Genomic DNA, 16,599 nt, shown 5'->3' on the forward strand with positions numbered 1-16,599 from the left:
CCTCTGTCAGCCGGCGGGCAGATTGGCCTTCAGACAGTCGCGGATCTGGCGCTTAAGGGAACCGGCCGTGTTGAGAACATCGGCGCCCTCAGCCTCCAGCACCGCCGTCACGGCCGCGTCCAGCCCTTGAGGCAGGGCCGCAATCACCCGCTTCTCCCCCTTGGCGTGCAGGCAGTAGCCCAGTTCACGGCACAAGGCCGCGAACATTTCGGCGTAGTCGGACTGGGCAGTGTCAGTCATCAGGCTTTCAGTCGTTTGGCGTGGAAGGCGACGTGGTCGGCGATGAAGCTGGCCATGAAGAAATAGGAATGGTCGTACCCGGGTTGCATCCTGATCGTCAGGGTCTGGCCCGCGGCCCTGGCCGCCTCGACCAGAAGCTCGGGCTTGAGCTGGTCGGCGAGGAAGCCGTCGGCGTCGCCCTGATCGATCAGGATGTCGTCGAACACCCCCTTGGCTGCGCCGGCCTCGACCAGTTTCGCGGCGTCATGCACGTCCCAAAGCGACCGGTCCTCGCCCAGATAGGCGGTAAAGGCCTTCTCGCCCCAGGCGCAACGCGTCGGTGAGGCGATGGGGGCGAAGGCCGAGACCGATTTGAACAATTCGGGATGACGCAGGGCGAGCGTCAGGGCGCCGTGCCCGCCCATGGAATGGCCGCTGATCGACCGCGCCCTCGTTGTCGGAAACTCCGCGTCGATCAGGGCGATCAGTTCGTCCGTGACATAGGTCTCCATGCGGAAGTGCGGCGCCCAGGGCCTCTCGGTGGCGTCGACGTAGAAACCGGCGCCCTGGCCCAGATCATAGGCCGCATCGTCGGCGACCGCCCTGCCCTTCAGGTCCGGTCCGCGCGGCGAGGTATCGGGAGCCACGACGATGATGCCATGCTCGGCCGCCGACCGATAGGCCCCGGCCTTGGTCGTGAAGTTGTCCTCGGTGCAGGTCAGGCCCGACAGCCAGATCAGCACCGGGAACGGACCTTCGCCGGGCGGGACGAAGACCGACAGGGTCATGGGCGTGCCGGTTGTCGCGCTGTCATGCCTCAGATAGCGCAGCGTCCCGCCGTGAACGGCATGGGTCTTGAGCATTTCCAGGGGCAAGGCGACTCCGGCATCAGGTCTGGGATGCAGGAGCATTAGCGAACTTGCGGAACAGTTTCACCTTCGCTGTGACCAGCGGGACGAAGTATCGCCTCACGAAAGGGCCACGGTCGGGGGTGGGTCTGCGGCCCGCGCCCCAGGGAAACCTCTTGCGCTAAACGACAGGACAGCCCGGCCTCAGGGACCGGGCTGCCGCGCTCTTGCAATAGAAGGGTCTTCAGTAGGTGACGCCGATACCCGCGCTGATGGTTTCGCCGCTGTCGTTGCCACTGAACGCACCGAAGCGGTTGGTCGCGTTCCAGTGGATTACGTTGAACTGCAGGCGAATGACGTCGTCCAGATACCAGTTGGCGCCGGCGGTGGCGGCCCATCCCTGACCGGCGGTGGGAACGCCCGAGAACTCCAGATCCTCGTAGCGAGCCAACAGTTCGATCGCACCGGGACCGCCCTCAAAGACGGGGCGCAGCACGTTGGGTTGAGCGAACGTGCCGAGAAGAGCGTTGTACGGCGGCAGTTCGCCGGTAACGAACCAACCACTCGAGACGCTGAAGGCGCGCGTTTTGAAGTCGGGACGTCCGGCGTCCAGCGCTGCGTTGCGTTCGCCGGCCTCGGCCATCGCCCACACCGACCCGACATAGCCGCCGGCTTCCAGGCCGTAGCCCGTGGTGCTGGTGCCGCCGGTCAGCGTACCGCTGGAGACACGCAGGTTGCCGTTGAAGCGCCCGCCGATCACCGTGTTGCGGGTCAGCGAACCGTTCACTGAGGAGAGCTGCTCGTCAAAGCCCCACAGCCCCAGGTGCACGATGCTGCGGTCGGTCTTGACCGGGTTCCAGTGCGCCCGGCCCATGACGGTCAGGCTGTCGGCGGCGGTTTGGCGGTTGTCGACCGTGTCGCCGCTGATGGTGAGTGAGGCGTGGCCGCTGTTCCAGAAGATTCTCGGCATCAGAGCGATGCCATAGAAGCCGCGTTGCGGGATGATCGCCGTCCCGACGACGTTACGCTCCAGGAACGGCGGCGCATCGGATCCGCCCGATCCTTCGAACCCGCGGTCGTTGAACATGTTGCCGAAGCGGACGTCGTAGGAGATGTCCTTGTTGATCTTGTCACGCCAGCCGACAAACAGCGTGCCGACATCTGACACGTTGTCAGCGAAGTCGTTTTCGAACTGGTAGAAGAAATGCGAGCCGGCTGACCCCTCGATACCGATACGAGCAGCGCGCATTCCGGTCGTGGTGATGTTGCGGTCGTCGAACTCGGACCCGAAGGTGGTGCTGGCGTGGCTGATGATCCGGCCGCGGACCTTGAACCGGTAGTTGCCGTCCGGCGAACGGAAGGTCGGCAGACCGCCCCTCCACTCCGTCGTCACATTGGCGGGATTGGCGGCGCCCCCTTGCCCGGTGGTTATCAGTTGAATCGGCGGGTTCGCCACAGCGTTGCCGGGCACGAAGGCCGAGTCTGCGGTCGCATCGACCTGGGCCGCTGCCTGGCGGTTGACGACAGCCGTCTGGCCGCCTCCATCGACAGCATCCAGACGAGCACGCAGTGCAGCTATCTCTTCGGACTGGGCCCGCAACAGGCTCACGAGCTCAGCGACATCGGGCGTTTGGCTCTGCGCGAGAGCTGGGGTGCCGAACGTCAGCGCGCACATCGCTGCGCCGGCGAGAAGAATAGATTTCATGGTCAAGAAAGCCCTGAGTTTGGTCAATAATGAATAGATCAAGCGCCCGCTCATTCTGGCGGCACGACGTGCATTTTCAAAAGGCAACCCAGGTTTAACGGGCGCGCGTATTTGAAGTAAGGTCCCGAGGACAGGACAAAAGCGTTTCCAAATACTTTCCGTCTTCTTGGGGACGGTAACGTAGCCCTTGGCGCAATTTATAGGCGACCGTCTCCACTAGGAGCACGATCCATCAAACTTCTTAGACAACCACTTTCGCCCCCGTTGGCCGTTAGCCCACGCGAAAGCCGTGCCATGGAGAGGGTTAATGCGGGACTAACCCTAGGTAGCGCATTTTACTTATAGGTGCGTGGAACAAAAAATATTCCATCACGTGCGCTTTCAAGGAAACAAATTTGTCGCCGTTGCAATTATTCAGGCGAGAAATTCCCACACCTTGCCGTCAAGGCTCGTCAAAGTACGCCGAGCAGGCGCACCGCGCTGGAGCGGCGCCCATCCCGGGCCATGTCCCGGCTCTCAGCCGAGGGACATGGCCCGGGCCTTCGCGGCCGCCCTCAGGTGGGCGACGGCGCTGTCATTTGCGCGACCCCTTAGCCCGGCCGATGAACCGCGCAGATCTTGTTGCCTGACGGATCGCGCAGATAGGCCAGGTTGAGCGTGCCGAAGGTCCCGTTGCGCTCGCCGGGCGGGTCTTCGATCGACGTCCCGCCGGCCGCGACGCCGGCGTCGTGGAAGGCCTTAACCATCGCCGCGTCCCTCGCCGCGAAACCGATGGTGCCGCCGTTGGCATGGCAGGCCGGTTCGCCGTCGATCGGCTTGCCGATCGCGAAGGCGCCCTTGTCCGTGCGCCACCAGTAGCGCCCCTTGGGGTCCGGTCCGGCCGAGGCCGGAATGCCCAGAACGGGCAGAACCGCGTCATAGAATTTGCGCGACGCCTCGACGTCGTTGGCGCCCACCGTCAGGTGCGTGAACATGTGTGTCTCCTCCCTCTCTTTTCGTTGTCTCAGAACACCACGACGCTGCGGATGCTTTCGCCCGCATGCATCAGGTCGAAGGCCTCGTTGATGCGTTCCAGCGGCAGGGTGTGGGTGATCATCGGATCGATCTCGATCTTTCCGTCCATGTACCAGTCGACGATCTTCGGCGTGTCGGTGCGGCCGCGCGCGCCGCCAAAGGCCGAACCGCGCCAGACGCGGCCGGTGACCAGCTGGAACGGGCGGGTGGCGATCTCCTTGCCGGCCTCGGCCACGCCGATGACGACGCTCTCGCCCCAGCCGCGGTGGCAGGCCTCAAGCGCCTGTCGCATGACCACGGTGTTGCCGGTGCAGTCGAAGGTGTAGTCGGCGCCGCCGCCCGTCATCTCGACCAGATGGGCGACCACATCGGAGACGTTCTTCGGATTGACGAAGTGGGTCATGCCGAAGCGGCGGCCCCACTCCTCCTTGGTGTCGTTGATGTCCACGCCGACGATCATGTCGGCGCCGACCATCTTCAGGCCCTGGATGACGTTCAGGCCGATGCCGCCCAGGCCGAAGACGACGCAGTTGGCGCCCGGTTCGACCTTGGCCGTGTTGACCACCGCGCCCACGCCCGTGGTCACGCCGCAGCCGATGTAGCAGGCCTTGTCGAAGGGCGCGTCCTTGCGGATCTTGGCCACCGCGATCTCGGGCAGGACGGTGTAGTTCGAGAAGGTCGAGCAGCCCATATAGTGGGCGATGGCCTGACCCTTGTAGCTGAAGCGGCTGGTGCCGTCGGGCATCAGCCCCTTGCCTTGGGTCGCGCGGATCGAGGTGCACAGGTTGGTCTTGCGGCTGAGGCAGGATTTACACTGGCGGCACTCGGGGGTGTAGAGCGGGATGACGTGATCCCCGACCTCCAGCGAGGTCACGCCGGGTCCGACCTCGACCACCACGCCCGCGCCTTCATGGCCCAGGATCGAGGGAAAGATGCCCTCCGAGTCCAGGCCGTCCAGCGTATAGGCGTCGGTGTGGCAGATGCCGGTGGCCTTGATCTCGATCAGCACTTCACCCGCACGAGGACCTTCCAGATCCACCTCGACGATCTCCAGCGGACGTTTGGCCTCGAAGGCGACGGCGGCGCGGGTTTTCATGGGGAGATCCTTTCCGTGAGTCTGGAAGGGTTCTAGCGGGCGGGCGCGCGGATCGAAACCACCTTGGCCGTTGCCAGCCATGATTGGATGGTTCAGCGTCCCTGGCATGAGACGCGTGAACCTTCTCGAAGCGTATCTCCCGCTCCGCCGATGGGTGGACAAGGTCCTGTCGAATCCCTCGCCGAGCATTCAGGGCGGGGCCTTGGCGCCGGCCTGAATGCTGCTTCTTCCCTTCACCCTGCTTGAGTGGGCGACGGATGGGGCCATGCCGGACTGGTTCTGGCTTCTTCCAATCCCGTTGGCCCTGGCATGGACGGCGTTCGTCATCTGGCGGGCCGGTCGCCTGACAAGAGCGGCCTCGATCCTGAGCGCACGCGACTACGACCGCAGCGGCAAATTCCTGCTGCCGCCCGAATATGCGAACAGCGAGAGCAGTTTCGCCGCCGCTCGCCGTGCGCGACGCGAATCGTCACACGGGCGCGGTACGAGATCGCATGGCTCATAGGAACCTCGTCGTCCTGACCGGTGCCGGCGTCTCGGCGGAATCGGGCGTGCCGACCTTTCGCGGGGCGGACGGGCTGTGGGAGGGTCATCGGTTCGAGGATGTGGCGACGCCCGAAGCCTTCGCGCGCGACCCTGTGCTGGTGCAGCGGTTCTACAACCTGCGCCGCGCCGCCCTGCCGACGGTTCAGCCCAACGCCGCCCACCGAGCCCTGGCCGAGCTGGCTGCGCGATGGGAGGGCGACTTCCTGCTGGTGACCCAGAACGTCGACGATCTGCACGACCGCGCCGAAGCCGAGGCCCCGCCCGCGCCGGGCTTCGAGCTGATCCACATGCACGGCGAACTGCTGAAGGGGCGCTGCACCCGTTCGGGCGTCGTCAGCGACTGGACCAGCGACATGGCCCCCGACGAGCCCTCTCTCGACCATCCTGAAGGCCGGATGCGGCCGCACATCGTCTGGTTCGGCGAAATGCCCTTGCATATGGATCGGATCGAGGCGGCGCTGGCGAGGTGCGACCTCTTCGTCTCCATCGGTACCTCGGGGACGGTCTATCCGGCGGCGGGCTTTGTCCAACTGGCCCGGATGGCGGGGGCACGGACGGTGGAGATCAATCTGGAGCCGGGCATGGGCGCCGGCGCCTTCGATGAGAGGATCTATGGCCCGGCGACGGAGACGGTCCCGGCCTTCCTCGCCGGGCTTTGACCACCAGTCTCCACCTTCAGTTCAGAGGCAGCTGGATCATGGCGATGACGCCCCAGGCGCACTGCAGCACCGAGATGACCAGCATGACGACGTGCAGGGCCGGCCGTCGGAACGCCTGGCCGATGCCGCCAAAGAAGAGGGCGCTGGCGAAGATGACGGTGGCGCGAACGAAGCCGTCGCCGATGTGGTTGGCCCTCTGGCCGTCCTCGAACATGGCCGAGGCCTGCGTCTCAAGGGCCGAGGCTTCGGCGCGGGCGGCCAGCCGGTATTCCGGCATGACGAAGGGGGTCGGCGGGGCGGCCGGATCGGTCAGGGGCCGGCGGGCTCGCCAGGCGGCGTGGGCGGTGCGGTATTCGGGGCGGAACCTCTGTTCGTAGAAGCCGGCCAGGCCGGTGTCGCCCCGCGCCTCGGCGTCCAGCCACTGGGTGAACATGACGATGTCGGCGGCCTCGATCTGGCCGGCCTGGATTTGACGCCGCGAGGCCTCGGTGCGCAGGGCGCCGGCCTGGCTGTAGGAGGCCGCCTGGTCCCCGTCCCACAGGGCCGCCTGATAGCCGGACCAGGAGGTCAGCAGCCCCGCGATCGACAGGGTGACGGCGCTGGCGATGTCGGCATGACCGCCGATCCAGTGGACGACGCGGGACCAGAAGGTTTGGGGCGTGGCGGGCGCGATGTCAGCGGCGGTGGCCATGGCGATCTCCGGGGATCAACCCGCAGGGATGGTGACGAGTGGCGAGCGGGCGGCGCCGGTGTCGTCGTTGAGGGACATCAGGATCTGGGCCAGCAGGAAGGCACGGATGGAGGCGGTGTCGTCCTGTTCGATCCAGAACCAGCGCCCCCGCTGCTGGACCGCGACGTGGACCTGGTCGGGCGCCTTGGGGCCGGAGTGGACGCGGATCAGGTCGCCGGGGTCGAACCGGTCTTCGCCGGTCAGGTCGACCCCCTGCCCCATCTCCTGCAGCACCTCGATCATGGAGCGGGTGGTCAGGGCCAGTTCGTCCTTCGCCACCGGCTCGACGGCGAAGACAACGCGCATGTCGCGACCTTCGGGACGCAGGTTCAGCAGGTTGCTGAGGGTCGCCAGATCGGCGCGGTCCTGGTCGGTCATCGTCTCCGACAACCGGGCGACGGAAGCCCAGACGCCGTCCTCCTGTTTCAGCCGGATGCTGAGGGCGCCCGAGGCCTGGAGCCGGCGCAGGGCTCCGACGACAGCGAAGTCGGGGTCTCCGGGGGTGGCGAAAAGCGGGGCTCTGGCGCCGGCGCGCACCCCGTTGATCGAGCGGACGGCGATGTGGAACAGGTCGTCCGCCGCCCAGCCCGCCTCGATCATGCCCAGCAGGGAGGCGGGCGGAATGGGCGACAGCAGACTGCGCGCGAACCGCTCGCCGGACATGGGGGTGTAGGTGACCGTGGGGGTCTCGCGAAACAGGATGGAGCCGTCGGTATTGCCCGGGCTGTCGTCGACCGGGGGCGAGAGGTCCAGGTGCAGGCGGCCGCTGGTCTCGCGCGTGTACTGGCTGATCACCGAGGCGACGCTGAGGAAGCTGGGGGCGTCGCCAAAGCGCAGGGCGACGATGTTGGACAGGAGCTCGGCCTTCTCGCTGTCGCGCAGGCGGACGGTGTAGTCGGCGCGGTCGATGCCGATGCGCTGCCCGCCCAGCCCGATACAGCCCCCGCTCGTGAGGGCGAGGGAGACGACGCCGGCAAGGGTGACCAGACGGCTGGGCATGGCGGCAGAAAAGCCGGTTTGCCTCAGGCCCGCCATCGGGCGAGGGCCTGAGGGGCGGGTCAGGCGGGTTTGACCCGATCCCGGCTCGATCAGGGCGGCGCTACCCCTGCCCTACCTTTCAGTGGAGAACCGCCATGCCGAACGGAAAACCGAACATCCTCGTGATCTGGGGCGACGACATCGGGATCAGCAATCTGAGCTGCTATTCCAAGGGTCTGATGGGCTATCAAACGCCCAATATCGACCGCATCGCCGATGAAGGCATGCTGTTCACCGACAGCTATGGCGAGCAGTCCTGCACCGCCGGCCGGTCCAGCTTCATCACCGGCCAGAGCGTGCTGCGGACCGGCCTGTCCAAGGTCGGGGCGCCGGCCGCGCCCGTGGGCATGAACGACAAGCTGGTGACCATCGCCGCCCTGCTCAAGGAGCAGGGCTACGCCACCGGCCAGTTCGGCAAGAACCACCTCGGCGACCTGAACCACATGCTGCCCACCAACCACGGCTTCGACGAGTTCTTCGGCAATCTGTACCACCTGAATGCGCAGGAAGAGCCGGAAATGTACGACTATTATCCGGACGCGGACTTTCCGAACTTCAAGAAGAAGAACGGGCCGCGCGACGTGGTGCACAGCTGGGCGACGGATGTCGACGACGACACCACCCATGAGCGCTGGGGTCGGGTCGGCAAGCAGAAGATCGAGGAGACCGGCCAGCTGACCATCGAACGGATGGAGACCTGCGACGACGAGTTCGTGGAGGCGGCGGCCGACTTCATCAAGCGGGCGGACGGCGACGACAAGCCCTTCTTCGTCTGGCTCAACACCACCCACATGCACATGTTCACGCACACGAAGAAGGAGAGCCTGGGTCAGGCCGGGCGGTGGCAGTCGCCGTATCACGACACCATGATCGATCATGACAAGAACGTCGGCCAGATGCTGGATCTGCTCGATGAGCTGGGCCTGGCCGAGGACACCATCGTGGTCTATTCGACCGACAACGGGCCGCACCGCAACAGCTGGCCGGACGGGGGCACGACCCCGTTCCGCAGCGAGAAGGACACCAACTGGGAAGGCGGCTTCCGGGTGCCCGAACTGATCCGCTGGCCCGGGAAGATCAAGGCGGGCTCGATCTCCAACGAGATCATCCAGCACCATGACTGGCTGCCGACCTTCCTGGCGGCGGCGGGCGAGCCGGACATCGTGGAGAAGGTCAAGAAGGGCGTGACGGCCAACGGCCGCACCTACAAGAACCACATCGACGGGTTCAACCTGCTGCCCTATCTGACCGGCGAGGTCGACAAGAGCCCGCGTCAGCTGTTCGTCTACATTTCGGACGACGGCGACATCCTGGCGGTGCGTTACGACAACTGGAAGGTCGTGTTCATGGAGCAGCGACTGAAGGGCACCATGCAGCTGTGGGCCGAGCCCTTCACGCCGCTGCGCCTGCCCAAGCTGTTCAACCTGAGGACCGATCCGTACGAGTACGCGGACATCACCTCGAACAGCTATTACGAGTGGTTCCTCTACCACGCCTACATCATCTATGGCGCCTGGGGCGTCGCCGACGGCTTCGCCGCGACCTTCAAGGACTTCCCGCCGGTGCAGAAGCCCAACAGCTTCACCATCGACGATGCGGTGGCGAAGATGGCGGAGGCCGGCGGCGGCGGCTGAGCGCCCGCAGAATCCGGAAGACCGAAGGGCCGGCGGGCGACCGTCGGTCCTTTGCCTAAAGGCCCCGAAGGCCGAGCTGGGCCTTATGTGGGTTTCACCTGATCCCGCTCCGGCCGCAACCGTGGCTGTCTGGCCGCCTCTCTCCCATGTCAGCGGCCCGTTCATGACCGAACCCCTCCCCTCCTGGCGCGCGGGCGCGATCCGCAAGGCCATCATCGGCTTCGTCGAGGCGGTGACGACCAAGGGGGCTCACTTCGTGCCCCCGGCCGAGCGGGTCGCCGTGTTCGACAATGACGGCACCCTGTGGTGCGAACAGCCGGTACAGCCCCAGGTCGCCTTCTGTCAGGCCCGACTGAAGCAGTTGGTCCGGACCAATCCGGGGCTGGCCGACCGCGCCCCCTACAAGGCCTTCCTCGACCACGACCTGGCGGCGCTGAAGGCTCTGGGCAAGCGCGGGGTGTTCGAGGTCGCCTTCGCTGTCCATGCCGGAATGACCGTCGAGACCTTCATCCGCTCGGCCAGAGATTGGCTGGCCGAAGCGCGTCATCCGCGGTTCGATCGCGCCTATACGGATCTGGTCTACCAGCCCCAGCTGGAGCTGCTGGACTATCTGCGCGCCCACGACTTTCAGATCTGGATCGTCTCCGGCGGCGGCGCCGACTTCATCCGGGCCTTCGCCGAGGCCCGCTACGGGGTGCCGCCCGAGCGGGTGATCGGCAGCGCCGTGCGCACCCAGGTGCTGGACAGCAACGGCCATCTGGACCTGTTCAAACTGCCGCACCTCGAGACCTTCGACGACCGCGAGGCCAAGACGGAGAACATCGGCCTTCACATCGGGCGGCGGCCGATCCTGGCGTTCGGCAACTCCGACGGCGACCTGTCGATGATGCGCTACACTCTGTCAGGCCCCGGCAAGCGGCTGGCCCTGTTGCTGCATCACGACGATGCGGATCGGGAGGTCGCCTATGACCGCGACTTCATCCTGAGCCCGCTTTCCGAAGCCCTCGATCACGCCGACGGCTTCGGGCTGAAACGGGTCAGCATGAGCCGGGACTGGGCGTCGGTCTTTCCGGCCGTCTGCGAGGCGCAGCCGGTCAGGCGGGTCCGGCGGCGCGGCTTCTAGAAGGCTTCGCCGATACGGAAGTAGAAGGCCGAGGAGTCCTTGCCCACCGCATAGTCGACCCCGACGTTGACGCCGTATTTGCGCGAGGCCTCGAACCGCAGCCCCGCGCCGCCGGCGGGCAGGAAGGCGTCGCCGACCGACCCGAGATCCGGTCCGATCCCGCCGACGCCGGCGAAGACGACGCCCCCGAACCGGCCGAACAGTTTGCGCCGATACTCGACCTGGGCGGCGACCATGGCCCGGTCGCGGTACTGACCCGAGGCGTAGCCCCTGAGGTCGCCCTGACTGCCGTAGTTGCAAATGTCGTAGAAGGGGGCGTCATCGCCGGCGACGCAGACCGAGCCCCGCCAGGCCAGGACGGACTTCGGATCCAGCCGCTGATAGCCGTTGATGCGCGCCTCGCCGCGGCTGTAGTCGCGGTCGCTGCCGAGGGCCGTATCAGAGACCAGCCAGACGCCCGTGGCGTAGAGCCCGCTGGACGTCTGGTATTCGCTATCGCGACTGTCGTATTCGGCCGACAGGCCGAGGGCCGAGGAGACGGACTCCAGCTCCGCGTCCGGCGGCCTGAGGTCCGGGAACGGCGGCGGATCGATATGCAGGCTCGTGCCCATATCGAGATAGCGATACTGCAGCCCCGCATAGAGATGGGGCGCGACGCGAACCAGACCCTGTGCGCCGATGAAGCCCGCCCTCTGGGTGATCGGGATCGATACGTCGCGGTCTCCGGCGTCGGGTCCGATGCCGTAGTAGTCGATGTGGAACTCACCGCCGCCGACCGCCCCGACAAGCCGAAGGCGGTCGTCACCGATATAGGCCTTCTGGACCAGGGCCAGACCCCAGCTTTCGGTGTTGGTGTAGAGGAAGGCGACGCCCGTGACCCAGGGCTTGTCCGACTTGCCGGCCTTGTAGAGCGCGCCCGCGCCGAAGGCGAAGCCACTGCCGATGGTCGGGTTGGAAACGGGGATGGGCAGGGCGACGAAGCTGAAGTCGTGGGGTTTTCGGGTGGCGTCCTGTGCGGCCGGTTCAACGGCCGGAAGGGAGGCGACGGGGGCTTGATCCTGAGCCGAATTCTGGGCCGACGCCGTCGCCGCACTTCCCACCACGAAGCAAAATGCCGGAACCGAAGCCCACGGCCCGAGCCGCCTCTTCACGGCGCCGATCGGCGCGGGATGGTGAAATCGGAATCGGTCGAACGGCATTCGCGCGCGCCTCCTTACCTATCCCGTATCCGGCGCCGCGCCGGGGAATCCTATCGGGCCGGCACCCTAGGCCGGCCCAGGGCACTCCCGGCCCGGACACGGGCATCAGGGGCAGGACCGCAAGGGTCTCAGGTCTTTACCCGATTACTCCGGACCACCGGCGGATCGAACATTGGGGCCGACATTCAGCCCGAAGGGATCGTCCCATGTCCGTTGTCTCCACCCGTCTTGCGGCCCGGATCGGCCTTGCCGCCGTCGCCCTGTCCGCCCTGACCCTGACCGGTTGCGAAACCCCCGCAGGCAAGGTCGATGTGCTTCAGTCCAGCGCGACCTCGGTCGTCGCGGGCTCTACCTACGCCTGGGCCCCGGTGACCAGCCCGACGCAGCGCGCGACCGATCCGCGCGTGGCCAACGACATCATCAATCAGCGCATCATCTCCGCCGTCGACGGAGCCCTGGCCGCCAAGGGGTATCGCCGCGTCAGCTCGCCGGGTCAGGCGACCCTGCTGGTCTCCTACTACGTCGGGCTGGAGGCGCGTTCCGACATCCAGTCCAACAACATGGGCCCGCCGCCCGCCGCCGCCTGCGGCTTCCGCGGCTGTGTCGCGGGCTGGGGCTTCTACGGCGCGCCGATGATGGATGTGGAGACGATCAACTATACCCAGGGCACGATGATCCTGGACCTGGTCGATCGCGCGTCGGGCCAGCTGGCCTGGCGGGCGACATCGCAGCGCCGGGTCGACAGCGCCGACGCCGATCAGGCCGCGCTGAACGCCGTCGCCGCCGACATGCTCAAGACCCTGCCGTGAGCCCGACCATGCGCAACATCCTCTCAACCCTGGCCCTGACGACGGCGATCGCCGCCGCCCCCGCAGCCATCCTCGCCCTCGCGCCGGCTTCGGCGGCGGCCCAGAGCTCGACGAGCCAGACCTCGGCGGCCCCCGCCGCCCCCGATCCCGCCACCGCCCTGCACCGGATGGGCGCCTATCTGTCGACGCTCGACGCCTTCGAGGTAACCTCGGAGAGCAGCATCGATCTGGTCACCGAGGACGACCGTCGGATCGATCTGGACGGAACCACGACCTATAAGGTCCGCCGCCCCGACGGCTTCGTGATCGAGACCAGGACCGACAAAAAGCTTCGTCGTTTCATCTATGACGGCAAGCGCTTCACGGTCTATGCGCCGGCGCGCGGCTTCTACGCCAGCGTCGAGGCCCCGCCGACGATCGCCGAGGTGCTGGACATCGCGGCCGACCGCTACGGCATCGTCCTGCCGCTTCAGGACCTGTTCCACTGGGACGATCCGGCCAATCTGCCGACCGGCTATAACCACGCCGACTACATCGGCGTGGCCACCGTCGACGGCGTCGAGACCGACCAGTACGCCTTCGGCGGCGACGAGATCGACTGGCAGATCTGGATCCAGCGCGGCGACCAGCCCCTGCCGCGCAAGATCGTCATCGTCGATCGGACCGATCCCGCGCAGCCGGAGTTTTCGGCCAAGCTGTCCTGGACCGTGAACCCGCGCTTTAACGCCTCGACCTTCGCCTTCAGTCCCGCCAGCGGCGATGCGGCCATCCGCATGGCCGAACAGTGAGGTTCGCCATGACTTCCTCTCACAAGCTGATCGTCGCCGCGGCCGTCGCCCTGCTGGCCTCGGCTCCGGCGCTCGAAGCCGCCGCCCAGGTGCGCGGCGCCGGACGCTCCAACGTCGGTCACGGCGGCGGCGCTCACGCCGGGGCGCCCCGCAGCCCCGGAGGCGGCGGTGGTCGGGCCGAGCCCGGCCGCAACGGCGGCGGCGTCCACAACAACACCGTCAACAGAGGCGGCAACAACAGCGGCAACCGCGGCAACAACAACCGCATCAACACCGGTGACGTGAACATCAACGTCGACAACGACCACCACGACCACGGCTACGACTGGGACGACCATTATCACCCGGTGGCGACGGGAGTGGCGATCGGCACGGCCGCGGCGGTGACCTCGGCGGTGATCGGCTCGATGGTCTATTCCCTGCCGCCGTCCTGCTCGCCCTATGCGGGGAGCTACTACTATTGCGGAGGGGTCTATTACGCCCCGCAGTATCAGGGCGACACGATCACCTACGTCGTCGTCGACCGGCCCTGACGGATGGGCGGATGACGCGGGGAAATCTGATCCGGGCGGCTGCGATCGTGGCCGCCTGGGCGGCGCCGGGCCTGGCCCGGGCACAGGACGACGCCCAGGAACTGGCCAAGAAGCTGTCCAACCCTGTGGCCAGCATGATCAGCGTGCCGTTCCAGTATAATTACGACTGCTGCTTCGGCCCCGACGACGGGGCGCGGCAGACGCTGAACATCCAGCCCGTCGTGCCGGTCAAGCTGAACGACGAGTGGAACCTGATCGTGCGGACCATCGTGCCCCTGGTCTATCAGGAGAGCCCGGCGCCGGGGGTGGAAGACGCCTACGGCCTGTCGGACGTCACCCAGAGCTTCTTCTTCTCGCCCCGGTCGAAGGACGGCCTCACCTGGGCGGTGGGGCCGGTCTTCCTGTGGCCCGTGGGGACCGACGAACTGGGCACCAACAAATGGGGCGCGGGGCCGACCGGGCTGGTGCTCAAGCAGCAGGGCCAGAACACCTATGGCCTGCTGGCCAACCACATCTGGTCCTATGCCGGATCGAAGGCGCGCGACGACGTCAGCCAGACCTTCCTGCAGCCCTTCTACAGCTACACCACCCACGACGCGACGACATGGGGCGCCAACCTCGAGGCCGCATACGACTGGACCCACGAGACCTGGAGCGTGCCGGCCAATCTGTCGGTGTCGCACCTCTATAATTTCGGCGGCCAGAGGGTGCAGCTGGGCGTCGGGGCCAAGATCTATCTGGTCAATGAGACCAATGCGCCGGACTGGGGCCTGCGCGCGAACGCGACCTTCCTGTTCCCGAAATAGCGCGCCCGCGAGGCCGCGCGGCCCGCATGGGGTTTCGCCCGATGGGCCATGCGGAGCGACCCCGAAATACTGAGGCGGATCAATCGTCTGCCTCCGGAGAGTCCCGACAATGAAGCCGCTCATCCCCGCCGCCTGCGCCGGTCTGGCCCTCGCCCTGCCCCTGGCCGCAACCGCCCTCCCCGCCGCCGCACAGGTCACGGTGACCCCCTATTTCTGGGCCGCCGGCATGAAGGGGGACGTCGCCCCGGTGCCGGGCCTGCCGACGGTGGAGACCGATTCCAGCTTCAGCGACATTGTCGATGAGCTGCAGCTGGGCCTGGCCTCGTCGTTCGAGATCCGCAACGGCCTGTGGGCCTTCGTCGGCGACCTCAGCTATGTCGACACCGGTCAGAGCGCTGATCTGAAGGTTCCGACCTCGGGCTTCGATTCCGCGGGTCTGGATTCCAAGTCGTTGATGAGCACCCTGGCGATCTCGTATCGGGTCGTGGACGGGGACGGCGCCTCGCTGGACCTGCTGGGCGGCGCCCGGATCAACTGGGCCGACAACGACGTGCGACTGATGCGGCCCGACAGCAGTTCGGTGAAGGCTAACGACAACGAGACCTGGGCCGATCCGATCATCGGGGCCAAGGGGATGGTCTGGCTGAGTCCGCGCTGGTCGCTGACGGGCTATGGCGACGTCGGCGGCTTCGGCGTGTCCTCGGACCTGACCTGGCAGGCGCTGGCCTCGGTCAACTACCACTTCAGCGACGGCCTCGCCCTGACGGCGGGCTACCGGTACTACGCCATCGACTACGACCACGACGGCTTCGTCTTCGACGTCGCGGAGTATGGCCCGCTGATCGGGATGTCGATCACCTTCTGACGGCGGGCCGAGGCTCAGACGGTCGCGGCGGCCGCCGGTTCCGGCTTCGTCGTGCGCTTGATCCACATCTTGTAGGGGATGCCGAGGACCAGGCCGACGAGCAGGAACAGGAGGATGGCGGCGACGACCCGGCGGTCCTCGAAATTGGCCCCCGCCAACGCGGCGGCGATGCCCGGGTGACGCACCGAACTGGCCACCGCAAGGGTGGCGCGATCAACCCGATCAGGGCCGCCCAGCAGGTGACCACCGGCCATGCACAGGCTGATCACCACCGCCATGGCCACGAGCGTGCCGTCGCCGATCAGGCTTTGAAGCGCCGGCCAGACCTTGATGAGGATGGGGAGGAAGGCCAGCACCACCAGCAGCAGGCTGAGCTTGTAGAGCCAGGGCGCGACCTTCACCGCGAGGGCCGGGGCGAACCGGCGAACCAGCAGGCCGAGGGCGAGCGGGATCAGGACGCCGGTCAGGACGGTCATGGCGATCTTGCCGACCGTCACCGTGTCGTCGCGCCCGAACAGCTGCGAGGCGAGATTGAAGGCGATCGGCACGGAGATCACGGTCAGCAGGGCCATGGCGGCGTAGAGGCCATAGGCGAACTCCTTGCGGGCGCCGACGCCCAGCTCCTTGCCCGGCACCAGGGGGGGCACCGGCGCGACGGCCATCAGCATGATGCCCGCCTTGACCACCGGATCGAGTGGCAGGAGCCAGACCACCAGGCCCGCGACGATCAGCGGGATGATGATGACCGCGAGGATGCTGCGGCCCAGAAGGCCCGGCCGGCGCAGGACGTAGAGCAGGTCTCCCGACGTCGAGTTCAGGGCGACGGTCAGGACCAGACCGGCGAGGCTGCCGGTCAGGATGATCGGGAGGAGGGTCTTGAGGGCTTCCATGATCGCGCCTTCGGGATCGTGAGGAGAGACGCGAAGTGTCCCCGCCCGGCCCGATCCCGGAAATCAGCACGAACCCTGACGGCCGCGCCGGAGACCC

Annotated in this window: 18 protein-coding genes; 9 read left to right on the forward strand and 9 right to left on the reverse strand. The window is 66.7% G+C overall.

Features of this window, described 5'->3' with window-relative positions; translation table 11 throughout:
* Nucleotides 1-6 precede the first annotated feature (6 nt).
* The 5 genes from ACW172_RS03770 to ACW172_RS03790 form a co-directional block, all read right to left on the reverse strand.
* Nucleotides 7-240, reverse strand: coding sequence for a hypothetical protein (locus ACW172_RS03770; RefSeq protein ID WP_492033855.1), 234 nt, complete (start codon nt 238-240; stop codon nt 7-9).
* Entirely contained in the window at nt 240-1,088 is an 849-nt protein-coding gene (gene fghA, locus ACW172_RS03775) for an S-formylglutathione hydrolase (RefSeq protein ID WP_492034932.1), read from the reverse strand. The genes ACW172_RS03770 and fghA overlap by 1 nt, the downstream gene beginning before the upstream one ends.
* Before the next feature lie 223 nt (nt 1,089-1,311).
* Entirely contained in the window at nt 1,312-2,772 is a 1,461-nt protein-coding gene (locus ACW172_RS03780; protein ID WP_492034933.1) for an OprO/OprP family phosphate-selective porin, read from the reverse strand.
* Between the two features lie 590 nt (nt 2,773-3,362).
* A complete protein-coding gene (locus tag ACW172_RS03785) occupies nt 3,363-3,746 on the reverse strand; it encodes a VOC family protein (RefSeq protein WP_492033856.1) in 384 nt (127 codons plus the stop codon).
* A 29-nt stretch (nt 3,747-3,775) separates the two neighbouring features.
* Nucleotides 3,776-4,882, reverse strand: coding sequence for an S-(hydroxymethyl)glutathione dehydrogenase/class III alcohol dehydrogenase (locus tag ACW172_RS03790; RefSeq protein ID WP_207870670.1), 1,107 nt, complete (start codon nt 4,880-4,882; stop codon nt 3,776-3,778).
* 217 nt (nt 4,883-5,099) lie between these two features.
* Here ACW172_RS03790 and ACW172_RS03795 point away from each other — a divergent pair, with 217 nt between their 5' ends.
* Nucleotides 5,100-5,387, forward strand: coding sequence for a hypothetical protein (locus ACW172_RS03795; RefSeq protein ID WP_492033857.1), 288 nt, complete (start codon nt 5,100-5,102; stop codon nt 5,385-5,387).
* Nucleotides 5,377-6,087, forward strand: a complete 711-nt coding sequence (locus tag ACW172_RS03800; protein ID WP_492033858.1) for an NAD-dependent deacylase — start codon at nt 5,377-5,379, stop codon at nt 6,085-6,087. The genes ACW172_RS03795 and ACW172_RS03800 overlap by 11 nt, the downstream gene beginning before the upstream one ends.
* A 16-nt stretch (nt 6,088-6,103) precedes the next feature.
* Here the strand turns inward: ACW172_RS03800 and ACW172_RS03805 are convergent, their stop codons facing one another.
* Nucleotides 6,104-6,778: a hypothetical protein gene (locus tag ACW172_RS03805; protein WP_492033859.1), complete on the reverse strand. Its 675-nt coding sequence runs from the start codon at nt 6,776-6,778 to the stop codon at nt 6,104-6,106.
* A 15-nt stretch (nt 6,779-6,793) separates the two neighbouring features.
* Nucleotides 6,794-7,816, reverse strand: a complete 1,023-nt coding sequence (locus tag ACW172_RS03810) for a hypothetical protein (RefSeq protein ID WP_492033860.1) — start codon at nt 7,814-7,816, stop codon at nt 6,794-6,796.
* A gap of 134 nt (nt 7,817-7,950) precedes the next feature.
* On the opposite strand from ACW172_RS03810, the gene ACW172_RS03815 reads away from it, so the two are divergent.
* A complete protein-coding gene (locus tag ACW172_RS03815) occupies nt 7,951-9,489 on the forward strand; it encodes an arylsulfatase (protein ID WP_492033861.1) in 1,539 nt (512 codons plus the stop codon).
* Nucleotides 9,490-9,652: 163 nt separating this feature from the next.
* Nucleotides 9,653-10,612: an HAD family hydrolase gene (locus ACW172_RS03820; protein ID WP_492033862.1), complete on the forward strand. Its 960-nt coding sequence runs from the start codon at nt 9,653-9,655 to the stop codon at nt 10,610-10,612.
* Here ACW172_RS03820 and ACW172_RS03825 read toward each other — a convergent pair.
* Nucleotides 10,609-11,715, reverse strand: a complete 1,107-nt coding sequence (locus ACW172_RS03825; protein WP_492033863.1) for a BamA/TamA family outer membrane protein — start codon at nt 11,713-11,715, stop codon at nt 10,609-10,611. The two genes, ACW172_RS03820 and ACW172_RS03825, sit on opposite strands and share 4 nt — an antisense overlap.
* Nucleotides 11,716-12,017: 302 nt before the next feature.
* Here ACW172_RS03825 and ACW172_RS03830 point away from each other — a divergent pair, with 302 nt between their 5' ends.
* From ACW172_RS03830 to ACW172_RS03850, 5 genes are all read left to right on the forward strand, one after another.
* On the forward strand, nt 12,018-12,620 hold the full coding sequence (locus ACW172_RS03830) for a DUF4136 domain-containing protein (RefSeq protein ID WP_492033864.1): 603 nt from the start codon (nt 12,018-12,020) through the stop codon (nt 12,618-12,620).
* Nucleotides 12,617-13,408 (forward strand): DUF2092 domain-containing protein, encoded by a 792-nt coding sequence (locus tag ACW172_RS03835; protein ID WP_492033865.1) that lies wholly within the window; start codon nt 12,617-12,619, stop codon nt 13,406-13,408. The genes ACW172_RS03830 and ACW172_RS03835 overlap by 4 nt, the downstream gene beginning before the upstream one ends.
* 8 nt (nt 13,409-13,416) lie before the next feature.
* Complete coding sequence (locus ACW172_RS03840) at nt 13,417-13,941, forward strand: hypothetical protein (protein ID WP_492033866.1); 525 nt, start codon at nt 13,417-13,419, stop codon at nt 13,939-13,941.
* 11 nt (nt 13,942-13,952) lie between these two features.
* The gene (locus tag ACW172_RS03845) at nt 13,953-14,747 is read left to right on the forward strand and encodes a hypothetical protein (RefSeq protein ID WP_492033867.1); all 795 of its coding nucleotides are present in this window, start codon (nt 13,953-13,955) and stop codon (nt 14,745-14,747) included.
* A 109-nt stretch (nt 14,748-14,856) separates the two neighbouring features.
* A complete protein-coding gene (locus ACW172_RS03850) occupies nt 14,857-15,612 on the forward strand; it encodes a hypothetical protein (protein WP_492033868.1) in 756 nt (251 codons plus the stop codon).
* 14 nt (nt 15,613-15,626) lie between these two features.
* Here the strand turns inward: ACW172_RS03850 and ACW172_RS03855 are convergent, their stop codons facing one another.
* A complete protein-coding gene (locus ACW172_RS03855; RefSeq protein WP_492033869.1) occupies nt 15,627-16,502 on the reverse strand; it encodes a bile acid:sodium symporter family protein in 876 nt (291 codons plus the stop codon).
* Nucleotides 16,503-16,599 lie beyond the last annotated feature (97 nt).

The sequence above is a fragment of the Brevundimonas sp. ALps5 genome, assembly GCF_058681645.1.